We start from the raw sequence: 17,531 nt of genomic DNA on the forward strand, positions 1-17,531 counted from the left end.
GTTATTTATTGGTTTCTTTCTATTGTTTCTTTTTTTCTGTTATTTCTTTTTGCCACTGCTTCGCTAAGGCTTAAACATTAAGCTCCAGGCTTGAATTAATGCTCTGGGGGACAGATACGAATCCCCGCATGGGAAAAAGGCACTTCTTTTGAGATATTCAGCCGAATCAAAATAGGGGTAATCGCTTCGATGCAGCGGGCACTTTCTGCTAGCCCTGCGTTATAAGCGGTGGTGCCCAACCGTTCACAGAGCGCCATCACTTTTTTCTTCGCGGCAAGGTCGTTACCACAAACCAGCAGATCGCAGTTAATAGGGGCATCCAGATTGTTTAGCGTTACCGCTGAAACGTTATGCAGGGCACCCACCACAGGAATCTCATCCCCAAGCACCGCTTGAGCGGCCTCGGTGGCGGAACCCTCTGGTGGCATACTGACCGCTTTAGGGTTGCCCTCGGCAAGAGGCACCACGATATCCACCAGTATTTTTCCGTTGAGTAAGGGCTTAATCTGCTCTAACGTGGCGTTATGGCCGCTGAACGGTACTGATAGCACCACAATCTCGTCACTGGCCTGTACGGCGCTGGCAATATCACAGCCGCTTAAATGCTGCCCATCGAACATGCTATTGAGTTCATCAGCCAACGCGGCGGCTTTATCGCCATCCCGTGAACCAATCACCACATCAACACCGGCCAGCGCTAAACGCTTGGCAAGCCCTTTGCCCTGCGGGCCTGTACCACCAATAATGGCTACTTTCATCGGAATAAATCCTCTTGTTGCGCTCGAATCAGATCCTGACCCGAGCTGTCGGTTGCTTGCCAATCAAGACCACGAAAGACAATTACGGGGGTTTGTGCGCTTTTATCCATCAGCAGACCAGAAGCTGCCGCCAGCTCATCCGCCAATGCCGGAGCAGTAACGGTCAGGGGGCGACCGTAGGCATCGGTTTCACCGGCCATCAGGTTTAAAGCAGGAACATTCGCCACACCAATGGCGACATTGGTTTGACCTAAACGCCAAGGTCGGCCAAAGGTATCGCTGATAATCACCCCTAGGGTGATGCCAAAATGCGCCTCCAGTTGACCCGCAATCGCCTTGGCACTGGCGTCCGGGTCATCTGGCAATGTGATCAGGATATCGGGGTCATCCGAGTTGGATTCATCCACCGCGGCATTGGCACAAATATAGCCCCGCTTATGCTCAGCGATAAGCACACCTTCCTGCTGCTCAGGTCGGCGTACCGCTCGCAGAATCCGTTTTGACTGATCGATAATAATCTGTACTTTTCGGGGGTCTTTGCGCACGCTTTCCGCCAGATCAAGGGCGGACTGCGTCGGTGTCACCTCAGACAGACGGCGTAAAGCACCTTCACATTTAGACACCACTTTATGGGCGATCACGAGGATGTCACCGTTGACCAGAGCAACCTCGTTGTGATCCAGATGGGCGATAAGCAGGTCTGCCAGGCTATCCCCCGTTTTAAAATGCGGTAAACCTTCCAGTCGGAATACATTAAGACCAGTAGGTGTTTTCTGATTTGATGTTGGTGCAGATGCAGGTTTAGGTTTAGGTGCAGATGCAGATGCAGATGTCAATAAAGATGCAGCATTAGGCATAGCGCTTGCCTCCTATACCCGTCATATCCGTTTCTGTCAGCCCAACCAAAGCATGACTGTTGGCGGCGGTGGCGCTATAAAGATCCATCTCCTGATCAATATCCAACGCCATTAAAGGCAGGGCCAGAGCGCTAAATTTCAGATTGGCTTTCATCGCTTCACGCTGATGGGCCCGGGCGGAATCCAAGCCAAAACGAAAGCGAATGGCATTCGGAGGCTGAACCAGTAAAGCATTGGTGCCGCCATCATTGGCGATGGCAACCACCACATCCTGATCCTGGCCGCGCCGGATCACCTGGGATAGCTCTTGTTCGGTCAGAAAAGCCAGATCAATCGGCAGCATTAACAGGCTTTTGTAACCCAAACGGCAAACCTCTGAGGCCGCCTGCTCCATGGCGGCATTAAGTCCCCGTCCTTCCGTTTGCCTCAGCGTGAGACAGCCCAGACGTTCCGCTTTGGTCAGCACCTTGCTATCTTCGCTCACCACCAACAGGTCATAATCAGAGAAGTGCTGCTGAAGATAGCCAAGGGTGTACTGATACAGATGTTTCGCCAGAACCTCCCGCTGCTGATGGTTTAACGCCGGTGACAGACGTTGCTTGGCAAGTTCCGGTGATTTAACCGGCACCACAATGCAAAGGGATGCTGTTTTATCAAGGGCTTCAGAAGACCTGTTCGCTCTGGACGTTCTGATGGATCTATCGGCTAAAGAATCATGGGGGTTCATAGGAGCGCCTCTTCCATTACGGAACTTGTCGTTGATTGCTTAATCGCCCACTCAAGACTGGCGCTAACCACTTGCGCTTTATCCTCAAGGCTTTGCATTAAGGTGGGCAGGCAATAGGTCTTGATGCCTAGAGCTTCTATCGCCGCCTGGTCCTCTTTATCCTGATGATCAATCACCAGGCCCTGAATCAAACCGGAATAATGCTCCGCTAAAGCGATATTGTTAGCGGCCTTACCCAGAGCGCGCATCATACGATCCGCAGGGCCTTTCACGGTTTGTCCACCAATAAAGGGAGAGATCGCCAGCACAAAGGCGTTGCTGTTTTGAATGGCTTGCCTGATCTGGGGGATGGCTAAAATCGCACCGATACTGACCAAAGGATTACTGGGCGCCAGCAAAATAATATCGCTACCCCTGAGCTGCTTAAGCACCTCAGGGGTAGCAGTAGCCTGCTCTGCCCCCTGATAACGAATCCCGTCAATCTCAGGCTGGCATTGGTGCTGGACAAAGTAGCGCTGGAAACTGTGCCACTGACCATCAAAGTGAATCTGCGTCGGCACCCTGTCATTGCTGGGCGGCATAATCGGCAGTTTCAGACCAAAGCGTTGGGCGATACCCTGGGTCACCTCGGTCAGGGTCGCACCGGAATTAAGGGCACAGGTTCGATAGATATGGGTGGCAAAATCTTTATCCCCGAGTGTCATCCAGGTCTCATGGCCAAAGGCTTTTAATCCCTCAAGGGTCTGATAGCTTTCATCCCGTAACCCCCAGCCTTTCTCCCGATCAATCTGCCCGGACAAGGAATAGATCAGCGTGTCTATATCAGGGCAAACCGTTAAACCGTGAAAAATATCATCATCGCCAATATTGCCAATCACGGCGGCGTGATCGGCATATCGGGAGGCTTGCAGTCCTTCTGCCGCCTTTGCACCACCGACACCTCCAGCCAGCAGAGTGACCACAGGCGCTGTCATCCCTGACCTCCTGCGGATACCGGTAAAGCATCAGAGGAAGCCAATGCCGGAGACATATCAACCGCTGTCAGAATCGGTGATGGAAAGGTTTTTAAGGTTTGATAGAGAGTCCCGCGCTGCACAGGTGTTAAGCCATTCGCCTGAATATTGGCAACCATATCGCTGGGCAATACCTCCTGACCGTGACTACCACCGGCGGCTCGGGAGATACTTTCATTCATTAGTGTACCGCCCAGATCATTAACACCGGATTTCAATAATGAGGCCGCCAGCTCCGGCCCCATTTTCACCCATGAAGACTGGATATTATCGATCTGCCCCTGCAGCATAAGCCGTGCCACCGCGTGCATTTTCAGATGCTCATCATCTGTCGGGCCGGTACGAACCTGATCCGGGTTATCGTTATACAGTGCGGTTTCGTAGTGGATAAAACCAAGAGGTACAAATTCGGTAAAACCGCCGGTTTCTTTCTGAATGGTCCGTAACAGAGCCATATGCTCAGCCCAGTGCTTTGGAGTATCCACATGGCCGTACATAATCGTAGCGGTTGTGGGCAAACCCACGCCGTGGGCCGCTTTAATGATGTTGACCCACTCTTCCGTGGTCAGCTTATTTTTGGTGAGTTGCTTGCGTACCTCTACATCCAGAATTTCAGCAGCGGTACCCGGCATGGAACCCAGACCCAGTTCTTTTAGCTCTGCCAAAAAAGCTTTAGGTGTCATACGGGCTTTTTTACTGCCGTACCAGATTTCAAAAGGTGAAAATGCATGAATATGTATCTCCGGCACACGGGCTTTCACATGGGTAATAATGCCGCGGTAGTAGTCCGCATCCAGATCAGGATGTAGGCCGCCCTGAATACACACCTCCGTTGCCCCTCGCTGCCACGCCTCTTCGGCTCTGTCTGCAACCTGCTCCAGACTTAAGAACTCCGACCCTTCATCACCTTTGTGCTTGGCAAAGTTACAAAAACGACACCCCATATAGCAGACATTGGTAAAGTTGATATTTCGGGTAATGACGAAGCTGGCCTGCAGCCCTTTTCTTTTCTGACGGACAAGATTAGCGGTATGGCACAGAGCATCGGTTTCTGCCCCTTGTCCATCAAAAAGTAAAATAGCGTCATCTACAGATAACTCTTCTCCCGCCTGAGCCTTCTGTAATACCGCCTGATAGCCCTTGCGTATGGCCGGTGATGGTGATGGTGATGGTGATGGTGATGGTGATGGTGATGGTGATGGTACAAATACGGTGACAGGTGCGTTCATGCGACAAGCCCTCTTGATAGAAGATTCGTTTGATTTAGCCCATGCACACGTTGCTGCAGGGCTGGCACTAGAAAGTGTTGCTCTGTGGATTGAAATTCAGGATAAATCGTCAGACGTTCAGAGAGCTGATAACCACGGCCACGACAGGCGGCATCTAAACTTTGAATTTGCGGCCAGGCACGTTCCGGGTTAATAAAGTCCCGGGTGACAGGAGAGATACCGCCCCAGTCATTAATACCCGCAGAAAGATAAGCCCCGTACTCTTGTTCAAGATTCGGTGGTGCCTGCAGGCTAATCTCTGGCGGGAGTATTAAGCGTGCTATCGCCAGGGTGCGCTTCATCTCATCAAGATCGGGTTCTGCACATCCGGCCATTGCGGTACCCGGCTTAGCACGGAAGTTCTGAATAATCACTTCCTGAATATGACCATAGGTTTGATGGATATCACGAATCAGCACCAGGCTTTCGACCCGATCCTCCCAGCTTTCACCGATACCGATCAAAAGACCGGTGGTAAAGGCGATACCCAATTCACCAGCGGCTTCCAGAGTTGCGGTTCGACGCTTTGGGGTTTTATCGGGGCAACCATAATGAGCCTGTCCCGACTTCATTAAGTTGATTGAGCTGTTTTCCAGCATCATGCCCATGCTGGCGGCATAGGGCTTTAAGCTGGCCAGTTCGCTTTTTGTCAGCGCCCCAGCATTAATATGAGGCAGAAGTTGTGTGTGCTCCAGCACCTGGTCGCACTGGCTTTGCAGATAGTCCAAAGTGCTGGCGTAACCGAGATGCTCAAGCCACTCCCGGGCTTTAAGGTGGCGTTGCTCGGGCTTTTCACCCAGGCTAAACAGGGCTTCAGTACAGCCTGCAGCTTCACCTTGTTTAGCCACTGCTAACACCTGTTCTGGTGTCATATAGTTGGCGGTTGGGCTATCAGGGTTTTGAACAAAGGTGCAATAGCCGCAGGTATCACGGCACATATTAGTTAAAGGCAGGAACACTTTAGGCGAATAAGTAACCTGTTTACCCCACTGCGCATCACGAACAGCTGATGCCTGCTCGCACAGTGCATATAGGTCTGGGCCTGTAGCGTTTTTGTATCGATTAGCGTCAGCAATATGGATCATGATGAACCACCAAATTTCCGTGAATTTAAATGTTTTACCATTTGGTATAAAACATAAATATCACAAAGAAATTTGGTCGGTAAACACGTTTTTTTTAGTGCAGATGGCGCACTACTTTGGCTCTAGCATATTTAATCTAGGTTAACTAAATTATTAACTATCTATAAAAAACTCTTTAAAAACATAATGTTAAGTGCTTTCTTTTTTTATCATATTTGACAGTCGTTAGAAAAAGAATTGTTTTTACAAACGGTAAAAAGAAAAAATTATTTTTTACTAGCACCAAGAGCGTGCAAAATCAACTCAGTTACTGCTCGCTCCGCCCGAGAGTAACTTTCCTCTTGCAGTTGCGACTGCCCCATTAAAATCTCCATTTGAGTGGAAAAATCAGCATATGACTGAGTAGTCGCCCAAATCATAAAGAAAAAATATGCAGGGTCTATTTTGTTAATAAAACCCTTATTAATCCAAGAGTTAACAACTTTTATATCACGTTCAAATTGCGGTTTTAAATCGGAAACCAAATAAGGTCTGAGCACCGGTGCGCCACCAATAATCTCATGGGCAAAGACTTTAGAGCCGTAGGGGTAATCTCTGGAAAGTTGCATTTTCGCCTTCACATAATGGCGAATCGATGTCTCGGGGTCCGCCTCTGAAAGCTCCAGAAGTTGCAGTTTATCGATCCAAGCACCAAGGGTTTCTTGCAATACCCGCTTATAGAGTAAGTCTTTGTTTGCAAAGTAATAAATCAAATTCTGCTTGGATATATTTGCCCGTTCAGCGATACGCTCCATAGAGGCTCCACTAAAGCCTTTTTCAGCAAATATAATCTCCGCTGAGCGTAAAATCCGAGACTCTAAAATTTCTCGATTAATCGCCTGTTTCGTTTTCTTACTGCCTTTATTTACCACGAAAGATCAACCTTATAACCTATTGAATTAAAAGAGTTATTGAAAATAATATCCAGATACCTTCCCCATCTCTAAAACGCTTTATAAAACAACATGACTCCCCTCGAATTATACCTCACTTTATAAAGTTGGCCTCTCACTTGCATTAGCCCTTTCCGTGATATTTCGATCATTAAACCCTTCTGTAGTTCGATCATTACAGAGGGTTTGTTTAGATTATATTTTTACCAGTTGGTAAACAAAACACCGAATTAACGACTAACTGAATGAAATCATTATTAACAACGTTATACGTAGTTTACTTCACTTTTTAGGAGTCATATATGCAGGACTTACGAGTTAATAAAGAGCGCCTTTGGGATAGCCTGATGGAGATCGCACAATTTGGCGCTACCGAAAAAGGCGGCTGCAATCGCCTGGCAGGAACTGATTTAGATAAGCAAGCCCGAGACCTATTCGTATCTTGGTGTAAAACTGCAGGCTGTGAGATCACTATCGACAAGATTGGTAATATCTTTGCCCGTCGTCCGGGTAAAAATAATGATCTACCCGCCGTAGGCACTGGTAGTCATTTGGATACCCAGCCGACAGGCGGTAAGTTTGATGGTGTTTTTGGTGTACTGGCCGGTGTGGAGGTATTACGTACACTGCATGAAAACAAGATCGAAACCCCAACCGCCATGGAATTTTCTGTCTGGACCAATGAAGAAGGTTCCCGTTTTCAACCGGCCATGCAAGGTTCCGGTGTTTATGCTGGGCGCTTTGATCTTGAAACCGAACTGAATAAAACCGATGTCGATGGTATCCGCTTAGGCGATGAGCTTAAACGTATCGGTTATTTAGGGGATGCAGAGCCTGGTAGCCGTAATGTTGGTGCTTTTTTTGAGACTCATATCGAGCAAGGCCCTATTTTAGAGGATGCCGACAAAGCCATCGGTATTGTTCGCCTCGGCCAAGGTATTCGCTGGTACAACATTGAGATTATCGGCCAAGAATCCCATTCGGGAACCACCCCTATGTATCTGCGTAAAGATGCCATGGTGGCCTCTGCTGAAATCATCTCCGAGATTGAAAACATCGCCCACCGCCATGAAAACGGCTTAGGCACTGTTGGCTTTATGCAGGTTTATCCCAACTCCCGCAACACCATTCCCGGCAATATTAAATTCAGTGCCGACCTTCGTAACCCCAAACCGGATGTACTGCTCGCCATGCATGAAGAGCTAACCGCCTTTTGCCAAAGCGTTGCAGACAAACGCGGCCTTGAGATCAACCTAGACCCGTTCTGGTATTTCGCGCCGGTGGAGTTTAACGCCTCCGATGATGTAAAAGCCGCCACAGAAAAGCTCGGCTACAGCCACATGGATATCTATGCCGGTGCCGGTCATGATGCTTGCTATATGGCAGACCTAGTACCCGCCGGCATGATCTTTACTCCCTGCGAAGGTGGTATCAGCCATAACGAAGTTGAATACAGCTCCCCCGAACAATGTGAAGCCGGCGCCAATGTTTTGCTGCATACCATGCTTGAAGCAAGTCACCGCTTAGCTTCAGTTCAATAACTATTTATCCATTTAGATAGAAGCAATATTTCCCCCATGAGAACCGTGCTTTTGCACACCAAAATCAAAAATCGAAAGGTGCAAAGATGACGAGTAAAGCGATAAAACAAGGCGAATTTTACGAACTGGATGCAAAAGATGATCTGAAATCCAGCCCCGCTTACAGCGATGACCTGGCCCCAACAAAAATCAAGGAGCGAACCTGGGGTATTTTTAATATTGCAGCCCTTTGGGTTGGTATGGCGATCTGCGTACCCTCTTACACCCTGGGCGGTGTATTAACCGCTTACTTTGGTTTGTCGGTAACGGAGGCGCTGGTAACGATTCTGGTCGCCAATATTATTCTGCTGGTTCCTCTAACGCTCAACGCCTACCCCGGAACCAAGTTTGGTATCCCCTTCCCTGTGGTTTTGCGCTCCTCATTTGGTATTGTAGGTTCTAACATCCCCTGCCTTATCCGTGGGCTGGTAGCCTGTGGCTGGTTTGGTATTCAAACCATGTTTGGCGGTTTAGCGATTCACTTATTGTTCTCGGCCTTCTCAGACAGCTGGGCTTCCTTAGGGGGCGTCGGTGAGGTGATTGGCTTCTTTATTTTCTGGGCATTACAGATGTACGTCGTGATCCGTGGCGCAGAGTCTATCAAGTGGTTGGAAACCCTGGCCGCACCGCTGCTGTTAGTCGTTAGCTTGGGCTTGATGTTTTGGGCCAGCGGCAAGGTGTCTTTTATTGAAGTATTAGCAACACCAGCAACACGCCCTGAAGGTGCCAGTTTTTGGGGTTATTTCTTTGGCGGCTTAACCGCAATGATCGGCTTCTGGGCTACACTATCACTGAATATCCCCGATTTTAGCCGCTATGCTAAATCTCAAAAAGATCAGGTTATTGGCCAGATTTTAGGCTTACCTCTGACCATGTTCTTTTTTGCCGCACTAGGTGTTGTTCTGACGGCGGCATCAACAACACTGGTAGGGGAAACCATCTCTGACCCTATCTCTTTAATCGGTAAAATCGATAGCCCGTTCTGGGTCGCTATTGCGATGGTTTTAATTATCATTGCCACCATCTCCACCAATACCGCTGCCAACATTGTATCCCCTACCAATGATTTCCAGAATATTGCCCCCAAACTGATCAACCATACCCGCGGCGTACTGATGACCGGTGCAGTAGGTATTGTATTGATGGGCTGGGAACTGCTGAAGAAAATGGGTTGGATCGTGTCCGATGTTAGTGTCGAGAGCATGTACACCAACTGGTTATTAGGCTACTCAAGCCTTCTCGGCCCTATTGCCGGTATTATGATCGTAGATTATTTTCTGATCAAAAAACAAAACCTTGATCTTGTTGCCCTTTACTCAAGTAATGGTGATTACCCTGCTTTTAATGCCGCAGGTCTTACCGCATTTGCGGTTCCGGTTGCTATTACCATTGCATCTTTTGGTGTTGATGCCCTTAGCTGGTTCTATGATTACGGCTGGTTTACCGGTGCCTTTACAGGGGCTTTTGTTTACTTTCTGATGGCAAGCAAACAGTCTGCAGCCAATAAACAACAAACCGTTAGCAGCAGCGCCGCTTAATTAAGGGAGACAAAAATTATGTTACTGATTAAAGGTGGCACTATCGTTACCCATGAAGAAAGCCGAGAAGCGGACCTTCTGTGCGATAACGGTAAAATCATTCAAATAGGGGCTGATTTATCAGCACCCGATGCTGAGGTGATCGATGCAACCGGCAAGTTGATTATGCCCGGCGGTATCGACCCACACACCCATATGCAGCTGCCCTTTATGGGCACCGTGGCAAAAGATGACTTTGCCTCCGGAACCGCCGCTGCGCTGGCCGGTGGCACCACGACCATTATTGATTTTGTTATTCCAAGCCCACAGCAATCCCTACTGGAAGCCTATCAGCAGTGGCGTGACTGGTCTGAGAAAGCCCATGCCAACTACTCCTTCCATGTGGCGATTACCTGGTGGGATGATTCCGTCGCCAAAGAGATGACCACCTTGGTAAAAGAGCATGGGGTTAACTCTTTCAAACACTTTATGGCCTATAAAAATGCCATTATGGCCACGGATGATATTCTGGTGGCTAGTTTTACCCAGTGCTTAGAGCTCGGCGCTGTACCGACCGTCCATGCGGAAAATGGCGAATTGGTTTTCCATCTGCAGCAAAAAATGCTGCAAAAAGGTATGAACGGCCCTGAAGCTCATCCTCTATCCCGCCCATCGTCAGTCGAAGGTGAAGCCGCCAACCGGGCGATCTCTATTGCCAAGACCCTGGGGGCTCCGATTTATCTGGTGCATGTTTCTACGGAAGAAGCGGCAGATGCTATTCGCTATGCTAAAGATCACGGTCAAACGGTCTTTGGTGAAGTGCTGGCAGGGCACTTAGTTGTGGATGACAGTGTTTATCAGAACACTGACTGGGAAACCGCTGCCGCCCATGTCATGAGCCCGCCATTCCGGCCCAAGCATCATCAGGATGCCCTTTGGAAAGCGGTTCAGGGCGGAACCTTACAAACCACCGCAACGGATCACTGTGCCTTCTGCGCGGAACAGAAAGCCATGGGTAAAGAGGATTTCACCAAGATTCCAAACGGGACAGCCGGTGTGGAAGAGCGCTTAATGGTGTTGTGGGATAAAGGCGTCAACTCCGGCAAGATTACCGCCAATGAGTTTGTTGCGCTAACCTCAACCAATACGGCGAAGATCTTTAATCTTTATCCTCAAAAAGGCTCTATTCGTGAAGGTGCTGATGCGGACTTAGTGATCTGGGACCCAGAGCAGAGCAAAACTCTCTCAGCGAAGAGCCACTGGTCTAATATTGAGCACAGCATCTTTGAAGGCATGACCGTATCAGGAGTCCCTGTTACCACCATTTGTAATGGCAAAGTAGCCTTCGATAACGGCAAGCTTTTAGCTGCACAAGGAGATGGGCAATATGTTAAACGCGCACCCTATGCACCTTTCTACCAGGCATTAGAGAAACGCTTATCACTGGCGGAGTCAAAACCGGTTGAGCGCGTCTAACCAGTAAAATTAAGCATCTAAATCAAGGTCAGTAAATCAAGGTCAGTAAATCAAGGTCAGTAAATCAAGGTCAGTAAATCAAGGTCAGTAAATCAAGGTCAGTAAATCAAGAGCTAGGAGGCTAGGAGAACTGTAAAGCCGCCTCCCTAGCTCTTGAATAGAATACTACCACCGATACACCTGCCACTCTGGTTTCGCTTTGGCCAGTAACCTAGAGCAGGGGTTTACCAAATAGATCTGATCCGCGTGTAAACACAGGGGTAGGTCGTTGATGGAGTCGGTGTAAAAATGTATCTGCTTATAGCCCGTTGCGGCACTATCGAGCCACTGGTTTAAACGCTGGACTTTACCTTCTCGATAGCTGGCAACCCCGCTAATCGTCGAGGTGTAGCCAGTATCCGTTTCAACCAAATCGATCCCCAGAGCCTCATCAATACCCAGTGCCTTAGCCACAGGCTTTACGATAAAGCTTACGGTTGCTGAAATAACCAGCATATCCTGTCCTTTGTTCTTAAGCTGTTGAATAAGCGCCAGCGCCTCTGGGTAGGCATTTGGCAAAATCTTCTGGGTGATACATTCATCCACCAAGCGCTGTATCTGAGCCTTAGAAAGCCCGAGCACCGGTGACAAAGAGAAGGCTAAATACTCCTCCATTCCCATTTTTCCTTCGCTGTATAGTGCCATAAGCACCTTATCTTGCTCTAGAAAGCCCTGTGCAGTTAAACCTGACGAATCAACAAAACCTTTTTCAACCAAGAAGGTATTCCAGATCATGGCGCAATCACCTTGAATTAAGGTGTCATCCATATCAAAAACGTAGAGATCTTGTTTCATTTTATGGGCTCACCGGCTGCATTTCATTAAGGTTAAAAAGCAACTCAAGGCGACTTCCTGCGGGTAATAAACGTTCGGAGGAGCGATTAAGTAGATCAACCGTCATCTCTTGCTGTTCTATCTGCACTTTATAGCGAATCACATTGCCCAATAGCTGATGATTTAATACATGGGCCGTTTTGGGTGATGAGATATGTGCTTCATACTGCCGACCCTCTTCTTTGACATAAATAGACTCAGGTCGAACCGCAACTTTATGGGGGCTATCAAGATCGAAGAGTGCTTTAACCACTTGTTTATCTAACAGGTTGTAATGGCCCATAAAACCGGCCACAAACTCATTGGCAGGTTGGGTATAGATACTCTCAGGTGAACCCTGTTGCACAATCTCACCTTGGTGCATTAAGAAAATGCGATCAGACATTAACATCGCCTCTTCCTGATCATGGGTAACAAATACCGTAGTCAGATTCAGCTCTGTTTGAATATCACGAATCTGCTGGCGCAGGCTTTTGCGGATTTTGGCATCAAGAGCCGATAACGGCTCATCCAACAGCAAAATACGGGGCTGCATGACCAAGGCTCGGGCTAGTGCAACCCGTTGACATTGACCGCCTGATAGCTGATGCGGATAACGATCTTCTTTACCTTTAAGCTCAACCAGTTCAACAAAACGCTGAATTAAGCTACGGGCCTGTGCGGCAGGCGTAGATTTCATTTTAAGACCAAAGCCAATATTTTCGGCAACGGTCATATTGGGAAATAACGCATAGGATTGAAACACCATCCCCATTTCCCGCTCTTGAGGTGAGAGATCCGTTATATTCTCACCATCAACCCAAATCTGCCCCTGATCCACGGGATTTAAGCCCGCAAGACATCGTAATAAGGTGGATTTTCCGCAGCCGCTGGGGCCTAAAAGAGTAATAAACTCACCCTGATCAATGGTGAAATCAATAGCATCAAATACACGCTGTTTGCCAAAGGATTTAGACAGCTGTTTAACCTGAACATAACTCATGAAAGATTTCCTTTACTGAAACGGCTGCCAAGCCAAGTGCATAAAAAGATAAAAGCGAAGTAAGTCATCACAAGGGCTGAGGTAAAATGGCCGCTTGTTTGTCGCATGTTGTACAGATAAACCTGCAAGGTCTCGTAACGGGTTCCCACCAGAATATTGGCAAAGACAAACTCCCCTAAAAGAAAAGAGAAGGATAAGAACATCGAGGCCATAATCCCTTTTTTGAGATTGGGTAAAATCACAAATAGAAACGCTTTTGGTGTCGATGCTCCTAGCAGATGAGCCGCATCCACTAAGTCTTTAACATTAATCGCAATAAAGCTGTTTGAAACCGCCCGATAGATAAAGGGTAAAGCGATTGTGAAATAGGTTCCGATCAAGATCCAAGGTGTACCCAGCATGGTAAAAGGGCTATCAGCATAGAACTGCAACAGACCAACGGATGACACCACTGGCGGCACTGCAAAGGGCAGTAAAATAAGGATATTCATAACCTTGTCGTACTGAGGAAAGTAATAAAACACCACAAAGATAGTCGGCAACATTAGCAACATTGCCAAAACAAGGGCCAGCACACACACAAACAGAGAGCGGCCAAAAGCGGCAATAAATCGACTATCAGAAAATAGCTCTGCGTACCATTTAAAGGTGAATCCGTCGGGAAGAATCGAAGCTCCCCAGTGGCTTGAGAGCGAATAAACAAATGTAGCCATAATCGGCAGAGCCAATAAGGCAATAATGCTATAAACCGTAATACGGTGAGCCATAAGATTAACGTTTTGCATGGTAACTCCTACTCACCAACCACTGATTAATCGCCGTAATAAAGGCCAATAGACCAATCAAAACAACAGAAATAGCCGCCGCTAAGTTAGGCTCTAAAAACAGGTCACCGGAAACCAAACTAGCGATACGCACCGTCACCACATTAAAGTTGCCCGCGGTTAAAGCGTAAACGCTGGCATAAGCGCCAATGGCATTGGCAAACAAAATAATAAAAGTGCCCAGTAGCGCAGGGGAAAGCACTGGTAATGCAATCTTAAGCCAATACTGTCTTTGCGAGGCACCAAGCAACGCTGCCGCTTCTTGCCAATCTTTTTTTAGGGCATCAAAGGCGGGGTAAAGCAGTAAAGCCCCTAAAGGAATCTGAAAATAGATATAAAGCGCCAGCAGGCCATGACTACCGTAAAGATTGAAATCATCAATAATGCCGTACTGCTTTAATAGTAATGTCAGCGCACCATTGGTGCCCAAAATAATGATAAAGGCGAAGGCTAACGGCACCCCAGAGAAGTTACTACTCATATTGGTAAAGGCCACAACCGCATCGCGTATTTTGCCATCAAGATGGCGTAACGATGACACCAGACATGCCGCAATAAGCAGACCAAATAAACTTGACCAAAAAGCCAACCAAACACTGTTCTTAAACCCCTGTAAAATAAAGGCAGAGTCTAAAATCTCTTGATAATGCTCTAAAGACCACTCGCCCTCGCTAATAAAGCTATTGACTAACACCCAAAATAATGGCGTTAGCTGAAACAGATAAAAGAACACAATAAAAGGCAGTACAGCCACAATGGGTTTTAATCGATTTAGCTTTGGCATAAGACGCCTTTTGTAACGGACACTAGTGGTTAACGGTAAAGAAGGGGCGTTATGGTTCATCGCAAAATCTCACGGGGAAAAGCTTTGTCATGGGAAAGTCCCAATAGCTCACAAACCGTACCGCAAATCTCTGTTTGTTTAACTAAAGAAGCTTGATGGCTAAAGCGCTGTCCGATCACAAACAAAGGCACATCTCGCTCTTCGGCTAATGTACCGCCGTGGGAGTGATCGTTATTCATACCGTGATCACTAGTGATTAACACCTGATAACCCTCTGCCAACCATGTCGGTAAATAATCAGACAGCACAATATCCGCACGGCGTGCTGTATTACGATATTGACGGGAATCCAAACCAAATTTATGACCCGCATCATCAATATTCATCGGATGAATCAGTAAAAAATCAGGATCAAACTGACGGCGTAGATACTCTGCATCTAAAAAAAGCGCTTCATCAGGATAATGATCCCAATGGTAGAACAGGCCATATTGAATATTCAGTGCTTCATTTTGGGTAAAGCGATCTTCAACAGCGTTATAAGGTGTTCGGTTGTAAAGTTCACTCACCCAGTGATAAGCCGCAGCAGCCGTTGTCCGGCCATTTTTCTTCGCCAAACTAAAAATGGATTCCCATTGAGACCGACGCGTAACCTGATTATGGGCAATTCCGCTTTGCACTGGCTTAACACCCGTTAAAATACATTCGTACAAAGGCCGAGAAAGTGAAGGGAGTTCGCATTGAATCTTGTAGAGCGATGCTTGATTGTCTTCAACAAGCCCATTCACATAGCCCATACAATCTTGAGCTATGTGAAAGTTAAGGCCGTCAAGAACAACAAGAATAACCTTATTGTTCATTTTTAAAGCCTTATTGCTGGTGAATTAGAACGTTTTCTTGCCACTGGCGCGGTAGTTTTCGAGCGGATTTTTCCCAAGCGTTAAAGTCGGTAATCGGCTTAACATTTTTGTATTGCTCGTTCGGCAATAGTTTCTCTTGAACCGATGCAGGCATAGTGATGTTGCTACGAATAGGTCGGGCATAACCGTTAGCAAGGTTGATTTGGCCTTTGTCGCTGAAAATATACTCGCGAGCCAATTTTGCAGCGTTCGGGTTTTTAGCAAACTTATTAATGATAGTGGTGTAGCCTGAGATAACCGAGCCATCTTGAGGGATAGAGACGGTAAAATTATTACGGTCAATCTTGTCACGGTAGTTAAGGGCATTAAAATCCCAAAGAATCGCAACTTCTACTTCACCTTTTTCAAGGTTAGCAATGCTTGGGTTGTTAAACGAAAGGCGATTTTGCTTCGCCAGTTTGGCAAAAAATTCGATGGCAGGTTTCAAGTTACCTTCATGGCCGCCATTTGCAAAAGCGGCAGCTAACACCGCATTATTTGCCTGAGAAGCCACACCGACATCACCAACAGTTACCTTATAATCACCTTTTAGCAGATCATTCCAACTTTTAGGTGCATCTTTAACCAATTTATTGTTCGAGATAAAAGAGATAGAGCCGGTGTAAGCCAATGCCCAGTGACCGTCCTTATCTTTTGCCCATGTAGGAACTTCATCCCATGTTGACGGCTTATAAGCCTGCGTAACCCCTTTGCGAACGGCTACACGGGCAAAAGCAAAGCCTACATCACCAATATCTGCTGTCGCATTTTTCTTCTCAGCTTGGAACTTGGCAATCTCTTGAGCAGAACTCATATCCGTATCTTGATGCTTGATACCAAATTTATTATTCAAATCTTGCCAAGTATCTTTCCAGTTTGCCCAGCTATCAGGCATACCAACACTGTAAACCGCGCCTTCTTTTTGTGCCGCGTGAATAAGCGCATCGATATTCGTTGTATCAGAGGCCCATGTCGCGCATGACACCGTGGTGGTCAATACGCAGGTAGCCGCTTTAAGCAGTCGTTTCATTTCTAACATCCTTCTGGACTAGGTCAGTTTGTATGAAATGAATGCTAGAGCGATAACATGACCGTTTGATTAAAAAATAATGACGGTTTGTGACACGAAAATCGGTTAAAAAGAGGTATATTCAAAATTACAATTCAAACTGTTAGAATCTGGCTCCTAATTTTTGGACTAGATCAGAAGGCGACAAATGAGAACCCAGCTTAGGACGATTAAAGGCATCATCAAGGAACAGATTGCCGGTGGCCTATATACCTGCCAGCAGAAACTGCCTTCAGAGCGGGAGCTGAGTGAACTATTTCAAACCACCCGCATTATCCTTAAAGATGCGCTAATCGGATTAGAAACCGAGGGCTTGATCTACCGTGAAGAACGTCGAGGCTGGTTTGTGTCACCACCTCGTCTTAAATACAACCCGCTGTCCCGTAGTCATTTTCATCGAATGGTTGCAGAGCAGCAGCGACAAGCCTCAACCCGAGTTCTGGATATTAAAACCGAGCTGGCCTCCAGCGACGTAGCCAAAGTGTTAGAGCTAAAAAGCCTACAGTCCATTCACCGGATTCAGCGTTTACGATCCGTTGATAATCGCGTAGTGCTCTTTGTCGAAAACTGTCTAATCACAACACTCTTTCCTGGTCTGTTGCAGCATGATCTCTCTCAATCCCTAACCTCGCTCTACAAAGAACACTACGGCTATCACACCGTCCACTCTCACTTTGATGTTATTCCAACCGCCGCCCCTGAGCATGTGGCCAAGGCGCTTAATCTGGCAGAAGGGCAGCAAATTCTGAAAATATGCCGAGTAAACTACAATCAAAACGGTCTTCTCATGGACTGCGAGTTTGAATATTGGCGGCCCGACGCTGTGATGATCAGAATTGACAGCAACGAGCATTAGATGAAAGGGCGGGAGGACTATCACTAGACAG

General features: G+C 47.3%; 17 protein-coding genes. 4 read left to right on the forward strand and 13 right to left on the reverse strand.

Annotated features, from left to right (window positions below):
- Positions 1-95: 95 nt before the first annotated feature.
- From npdG to G517_RS0105275, 7 genes are all read right to left on the reverse strand, one after another.
- Positions 96-758, reverse strand: a complete 663-nt coding sequence (gene npdG, locus G517_RS0105245) for an NADPH-dependent F420 reductase (RefSeq protein WP_028303543.1) — start codon at positions 756-758, stop codon at positions 96-98.
- Entirely contained in the window at positions 755-1,615 is an 861-nt protein-coding gene (gene cofE, locus G517_RS0105250) for a coenzyme F420-0:L-glutamate ligase (protein ID WP_084632075.1), read from the reverse strand. The genes npdG and cofE overlap by 4 nt, the downstream gene beginning before the upstream one ends.
- Positions 1,608-2,342, reverse strand: a complete 735-nt coding sequence (gene cofC, locus G517_RS0105255; RefSeq protein ID WP_028303545.1) for a 2-phospho-L-lactate guanylyltransferase — start codon at positions 2,340-2,342, stop codon at positions 1,608-1,610. Before cofC ends, cofE begins: the two co-directional genes overlap by 8 nt.
- The gene (gene cofD, locus G517_RS17870; protein ID WP_036590458.1) at positions 2,339-3,316 is read right to left on the reverse strand and encodes a 2-phospho-L-lactate transferase; all 978 of its coding nucleotides are present in this window, start codon (positions 3,314-3,316) and stop codon (positions 2,339-2,341) included. The genes cofC and cofD overlap by 4 nt, the downstream gene beginning before the upstream one ends.
- Positions 3,313-4,584, reverse strand: coding sequence for a 5-amino-6-(D-ribitylamino)uracil--L-tyrosine 4-hydroxyphenyl transferase CofH (gene cofH, locus G517_RS17875; protein ID WP_084632076.1), 1,272 nt, complete (start codon positions 4,582-4,584; stop codon positions 3,313-3,315). Before cofH ends, cofD begins: the two co-directional genes overlap by 4 nt.
- The gene (gene cofG, locus G517_RS0105270; RefSeq protein WP_036590460.1) at positions 4,581-5,708 is read right to left on the reverse strand and encodes a 7,8-didemethyl-8-hydroxy-5-deazariboflavin synthase CofG; all 1,128 of its coding nucleotides are present in this window, start codon (positions 5,706-5,708) and stop codon (positions 4,581-4,583) included. The genes cofH and cofG overlap by 4 nt, the downstream gene beginning before the upstream one ends.
- Before the next feature lie 266 nt (positions 5,709-5,974).
- Positions 5,975-6,619: a TetR/AcrR family transcriptional regulator gene (locus G517_RS0105275; RefSeq protein WP_028303547.1), complete on the reverse strand. Its 645-nt coding sequence runs from the start codon at positions 6,617-6,619 to the stop codon at positions 5,975-5,977.
- Between the two features lie 323 nt (positions 6,620-6,942).
- Between G517_RS0105275 and G517_RS0105280 the strand changes: the two genes are divergently transcribed.
- From G517_RS0105280 to hydA, 3 genes are all read left to right on the forward strand, one after another.
- Complete coding sequence (locus G517_RS0105280; protein ID WP_028303548.1) at positions 6,943-8,181, forward strand: Zn-dependent hydrolase; 1,239 nt, start codon at positions 6,943-6,945, stop codon at positions 8,179-8,181.
- Between the two features lie 86 nt (positions 8,182-8,267).
- Positions 8,268-9,758: an NCS1 family nucleobase:cation symporter-1 gene (locus G517_RS0105285; RefSeq protein ID WP_028303549.1), complete on the forward strand. Its 1,491-nt coding sequence runs from the start codon at positions 8,268-8,270 to the stop codon at positions 9,756-9,758.
- A gap of 15 nt (positions 9,759-9,773) precedes the next feature.
- Positions 9,774-11,213 (forward strand): dihydropyrimidinase, encoded by a 1,440-nt coding sequence (gene hydA / locus G517_RS0105290; protein ID WP_028303550.1) that lies wholly within the window; start codon positions 9,774-9,776, stop codon positions 11,211-11,213.
- A gap of 165 nt (positions 11,214-11,378) precedes the next feature.
- Here the strand turns inward: hydA and G517_RS0105295 are convergent, their stop codons facing one another.
- Genes G517_RS0105295 through G517_RS0105320 form a run of 6 tightly spaced genes read right to left on the reverse strand, consistent with a single transcriptional unit; the run spans position 11,379 to position 16,605 of the window.
- Positions 11,379-12,047 (reverse strand): HAD family hydrolase, encoded by a 669-nt coding sequence (locus G517_RS0105295; protein WP_028303551.1) that lies wholly within the window; start codon positions 12,045-12,047, stop codon positions 11,379-11,381.
- A gap of 1 nt (position 12,048) precedes the next feature.
- Positions 12,049-13,068 carry an ABC transporter ATP-binding protein gene (locus G517_RS0105300; protein ID WP_028303552.1) on the reverse strand — a complete coding sequence of 340 codons (1,020 nt, stop codon included), beginning with the start codon at positions 13,066-13,068 and terminating at the stop codon, positions 12,049-12,051.
- Positions 13,065-13,853, reverse strand: a complete 789-nt coding sequence (locus G517_RS0105305; RefSeq protein ID WP_028303553.1) for an ABC transporter permease — start codon at positions 13,851-13,853, stop codon at positions 13,065-13,067. Before G517_RS0105305 ends, G517_RS0105300 begins: the two co-directional genes overlap by 4 nt.
- A complete protein-coding gene (locus G517_RS0105310) occupies positions 13,840-14,676 on the reverse strand; it encodes an ABC transporter permease (RefSeq protein WP_051206093.1) in 837 nt (278 codons plus the stop codon). The genes G517_RS0105305 and G517_RS0105310 overlap by 14 nt, the downstream gene beginning before the upstream one ends.
- A 56-nt stretch (positions 14,677-14,732) precedes the next feature.
- Complete coding sequence (locus G517_RS0105315) at positions 14,733-15,536, reverse strand: alkaline phosphatase family protein (RefSeq protein WP_028303555.1); 804 nt, start codon at positions 15,534-15,536, stop codon at positions 14,733-14,735.
- A gap of 10 nt (positions 15,537-15,546) precedes the next feature.
- A complete protein-coding gene (locus G517_RS0105320; RefSeq protein ID WP_028303556.1) occupies positions 15,547-16,605 on the reverse strand; it encodes an ABC transporter substrate-binding protein in 1,059 nt (352 codons plus the stop codon).
- 187 nt (positions 16,606-16,792) lie between these two features.
- Between G517_RS0105320 and G517_RS0105325 the strand changes: the two genes are divergently transcribed.
- Positions 16,793-17,500, forward strand: coding sequence for a UTRA domain-containing protein (locus tag G517_RS0105325; protein ID WP_036590464.1), 708 nt, complete (start codon positions 16,793-16,795; stop codon positions 17,498-17,500).
- The last annotated feature ends 31 nt before the right edge of the window (positions 17,501-17,531 follow it).

It is taken from the genome of Oceanospirillum maris DSM 6286 (genome assembly GCF_000422865.1).
Taxonomy (GTDB): Bacteria; Pseudomonadota; Gammaproteobacteria; order Pseudomonadales; family Halomonadaceae; genus Oceanospirillum; species Oceanospirillum maris.

Coding starts and splice junctions, on each gene's coding strand:
- G517_RS0105305 (WP_028303553.1), bottom strand. CDS start 13,853: ATGCAAAACGTTAATCTTATGGCTCACCGTATTACGGTTTATAGCATT.
- npdG (WP_028303543.1), bottom strand. CDS start 758: ATGAAAGTAGCCATTATTGGTGGTACAGGCCCGCAGGGCAAAGGGCTT.
- cofD (WP_036590458.1), bottom strand. CDS start 3,316: ATGACAGCGCCTGTGGTCACTCTGCTGGCTGGAGGTGTCGGTGGTGCA.
- G517_RS0105285 (WP_028303549.1), top strand. CDS start 8,268: ATGACGAGTAAAGCGATAAAACAAGGCGAATTTTACGAACTGGATGCA.
- G517_RS0105280 (WP_028303548.1), top strand. CDS start 6,943: ATGCAGGACTTACGAGTTAATAAAGAGCGCCTTTGGGATAGCCTGATG.
- G517_RS0105295 (WP_028303551.1), bottom strand. CDS start 12,047: ATGAAACAAGATCTCTACGTTTTTGATATGGATGACACCTTAATTCAA.
- G517_RS0105315 (WP_028303555.1), bottom strand. CDS start 15,536: ATGAACAATAAGGTTATTCTTGTTGTTCTTGACGGCCTTAACTTTCAC.
- G517_RS0105320 (WP_028303556.1), bottom strand. CDS start 16,605: ATGAAACGACTGCTTAAAGCGGCTACCTGCGTATTGACCACCACGGTG.
- cofG (WP_036590460.1), bottom strand. CDS start 5,708: ATGATCCATATTGCTGACGCTAATCGATACAAAAACGCTACAGGCCCA.
- G517_RS0105310 (WP_051206093.1), bottom strand. CDS start 14,676: ATGCCAAAGCTAAATCGATTAAAACCCATTGTGGCTGTACTGCCTTTT.
- G517_RS0105325 (WP_036590464.1), top strand. CDS start 16,793: ATGAGAACCCAGCTTAGGACGATTAAAGGCATCATCAAGGAACAGATT.
- cofC (WP_028303545.1), bottom strand. CDS start 2,342: ATGAACCCCCATGATTCTTTAGCCGATAGATCCATCAGAACGTCCAGA.
- cofE (WP_084632075.1), bottom strand. CDS start 1,615: ATGCCTAATGCTGCATCTTTATTGACATCTGCATCTGCATCTGCACCT.
- cofH (WP_084632076.1), bottom strand. CDS start 4,584: ATGAACGCACCTGTCACCGTATTTGTACCATCACCATCACCATCACCA.
- G517_RS0105300 (WP_028303552.1), bottom strand. CDS start 13,068: ATGAGTTATGTTCAGGTTAAACAGCTGTCTAAATCCTTTGGCAAACAG.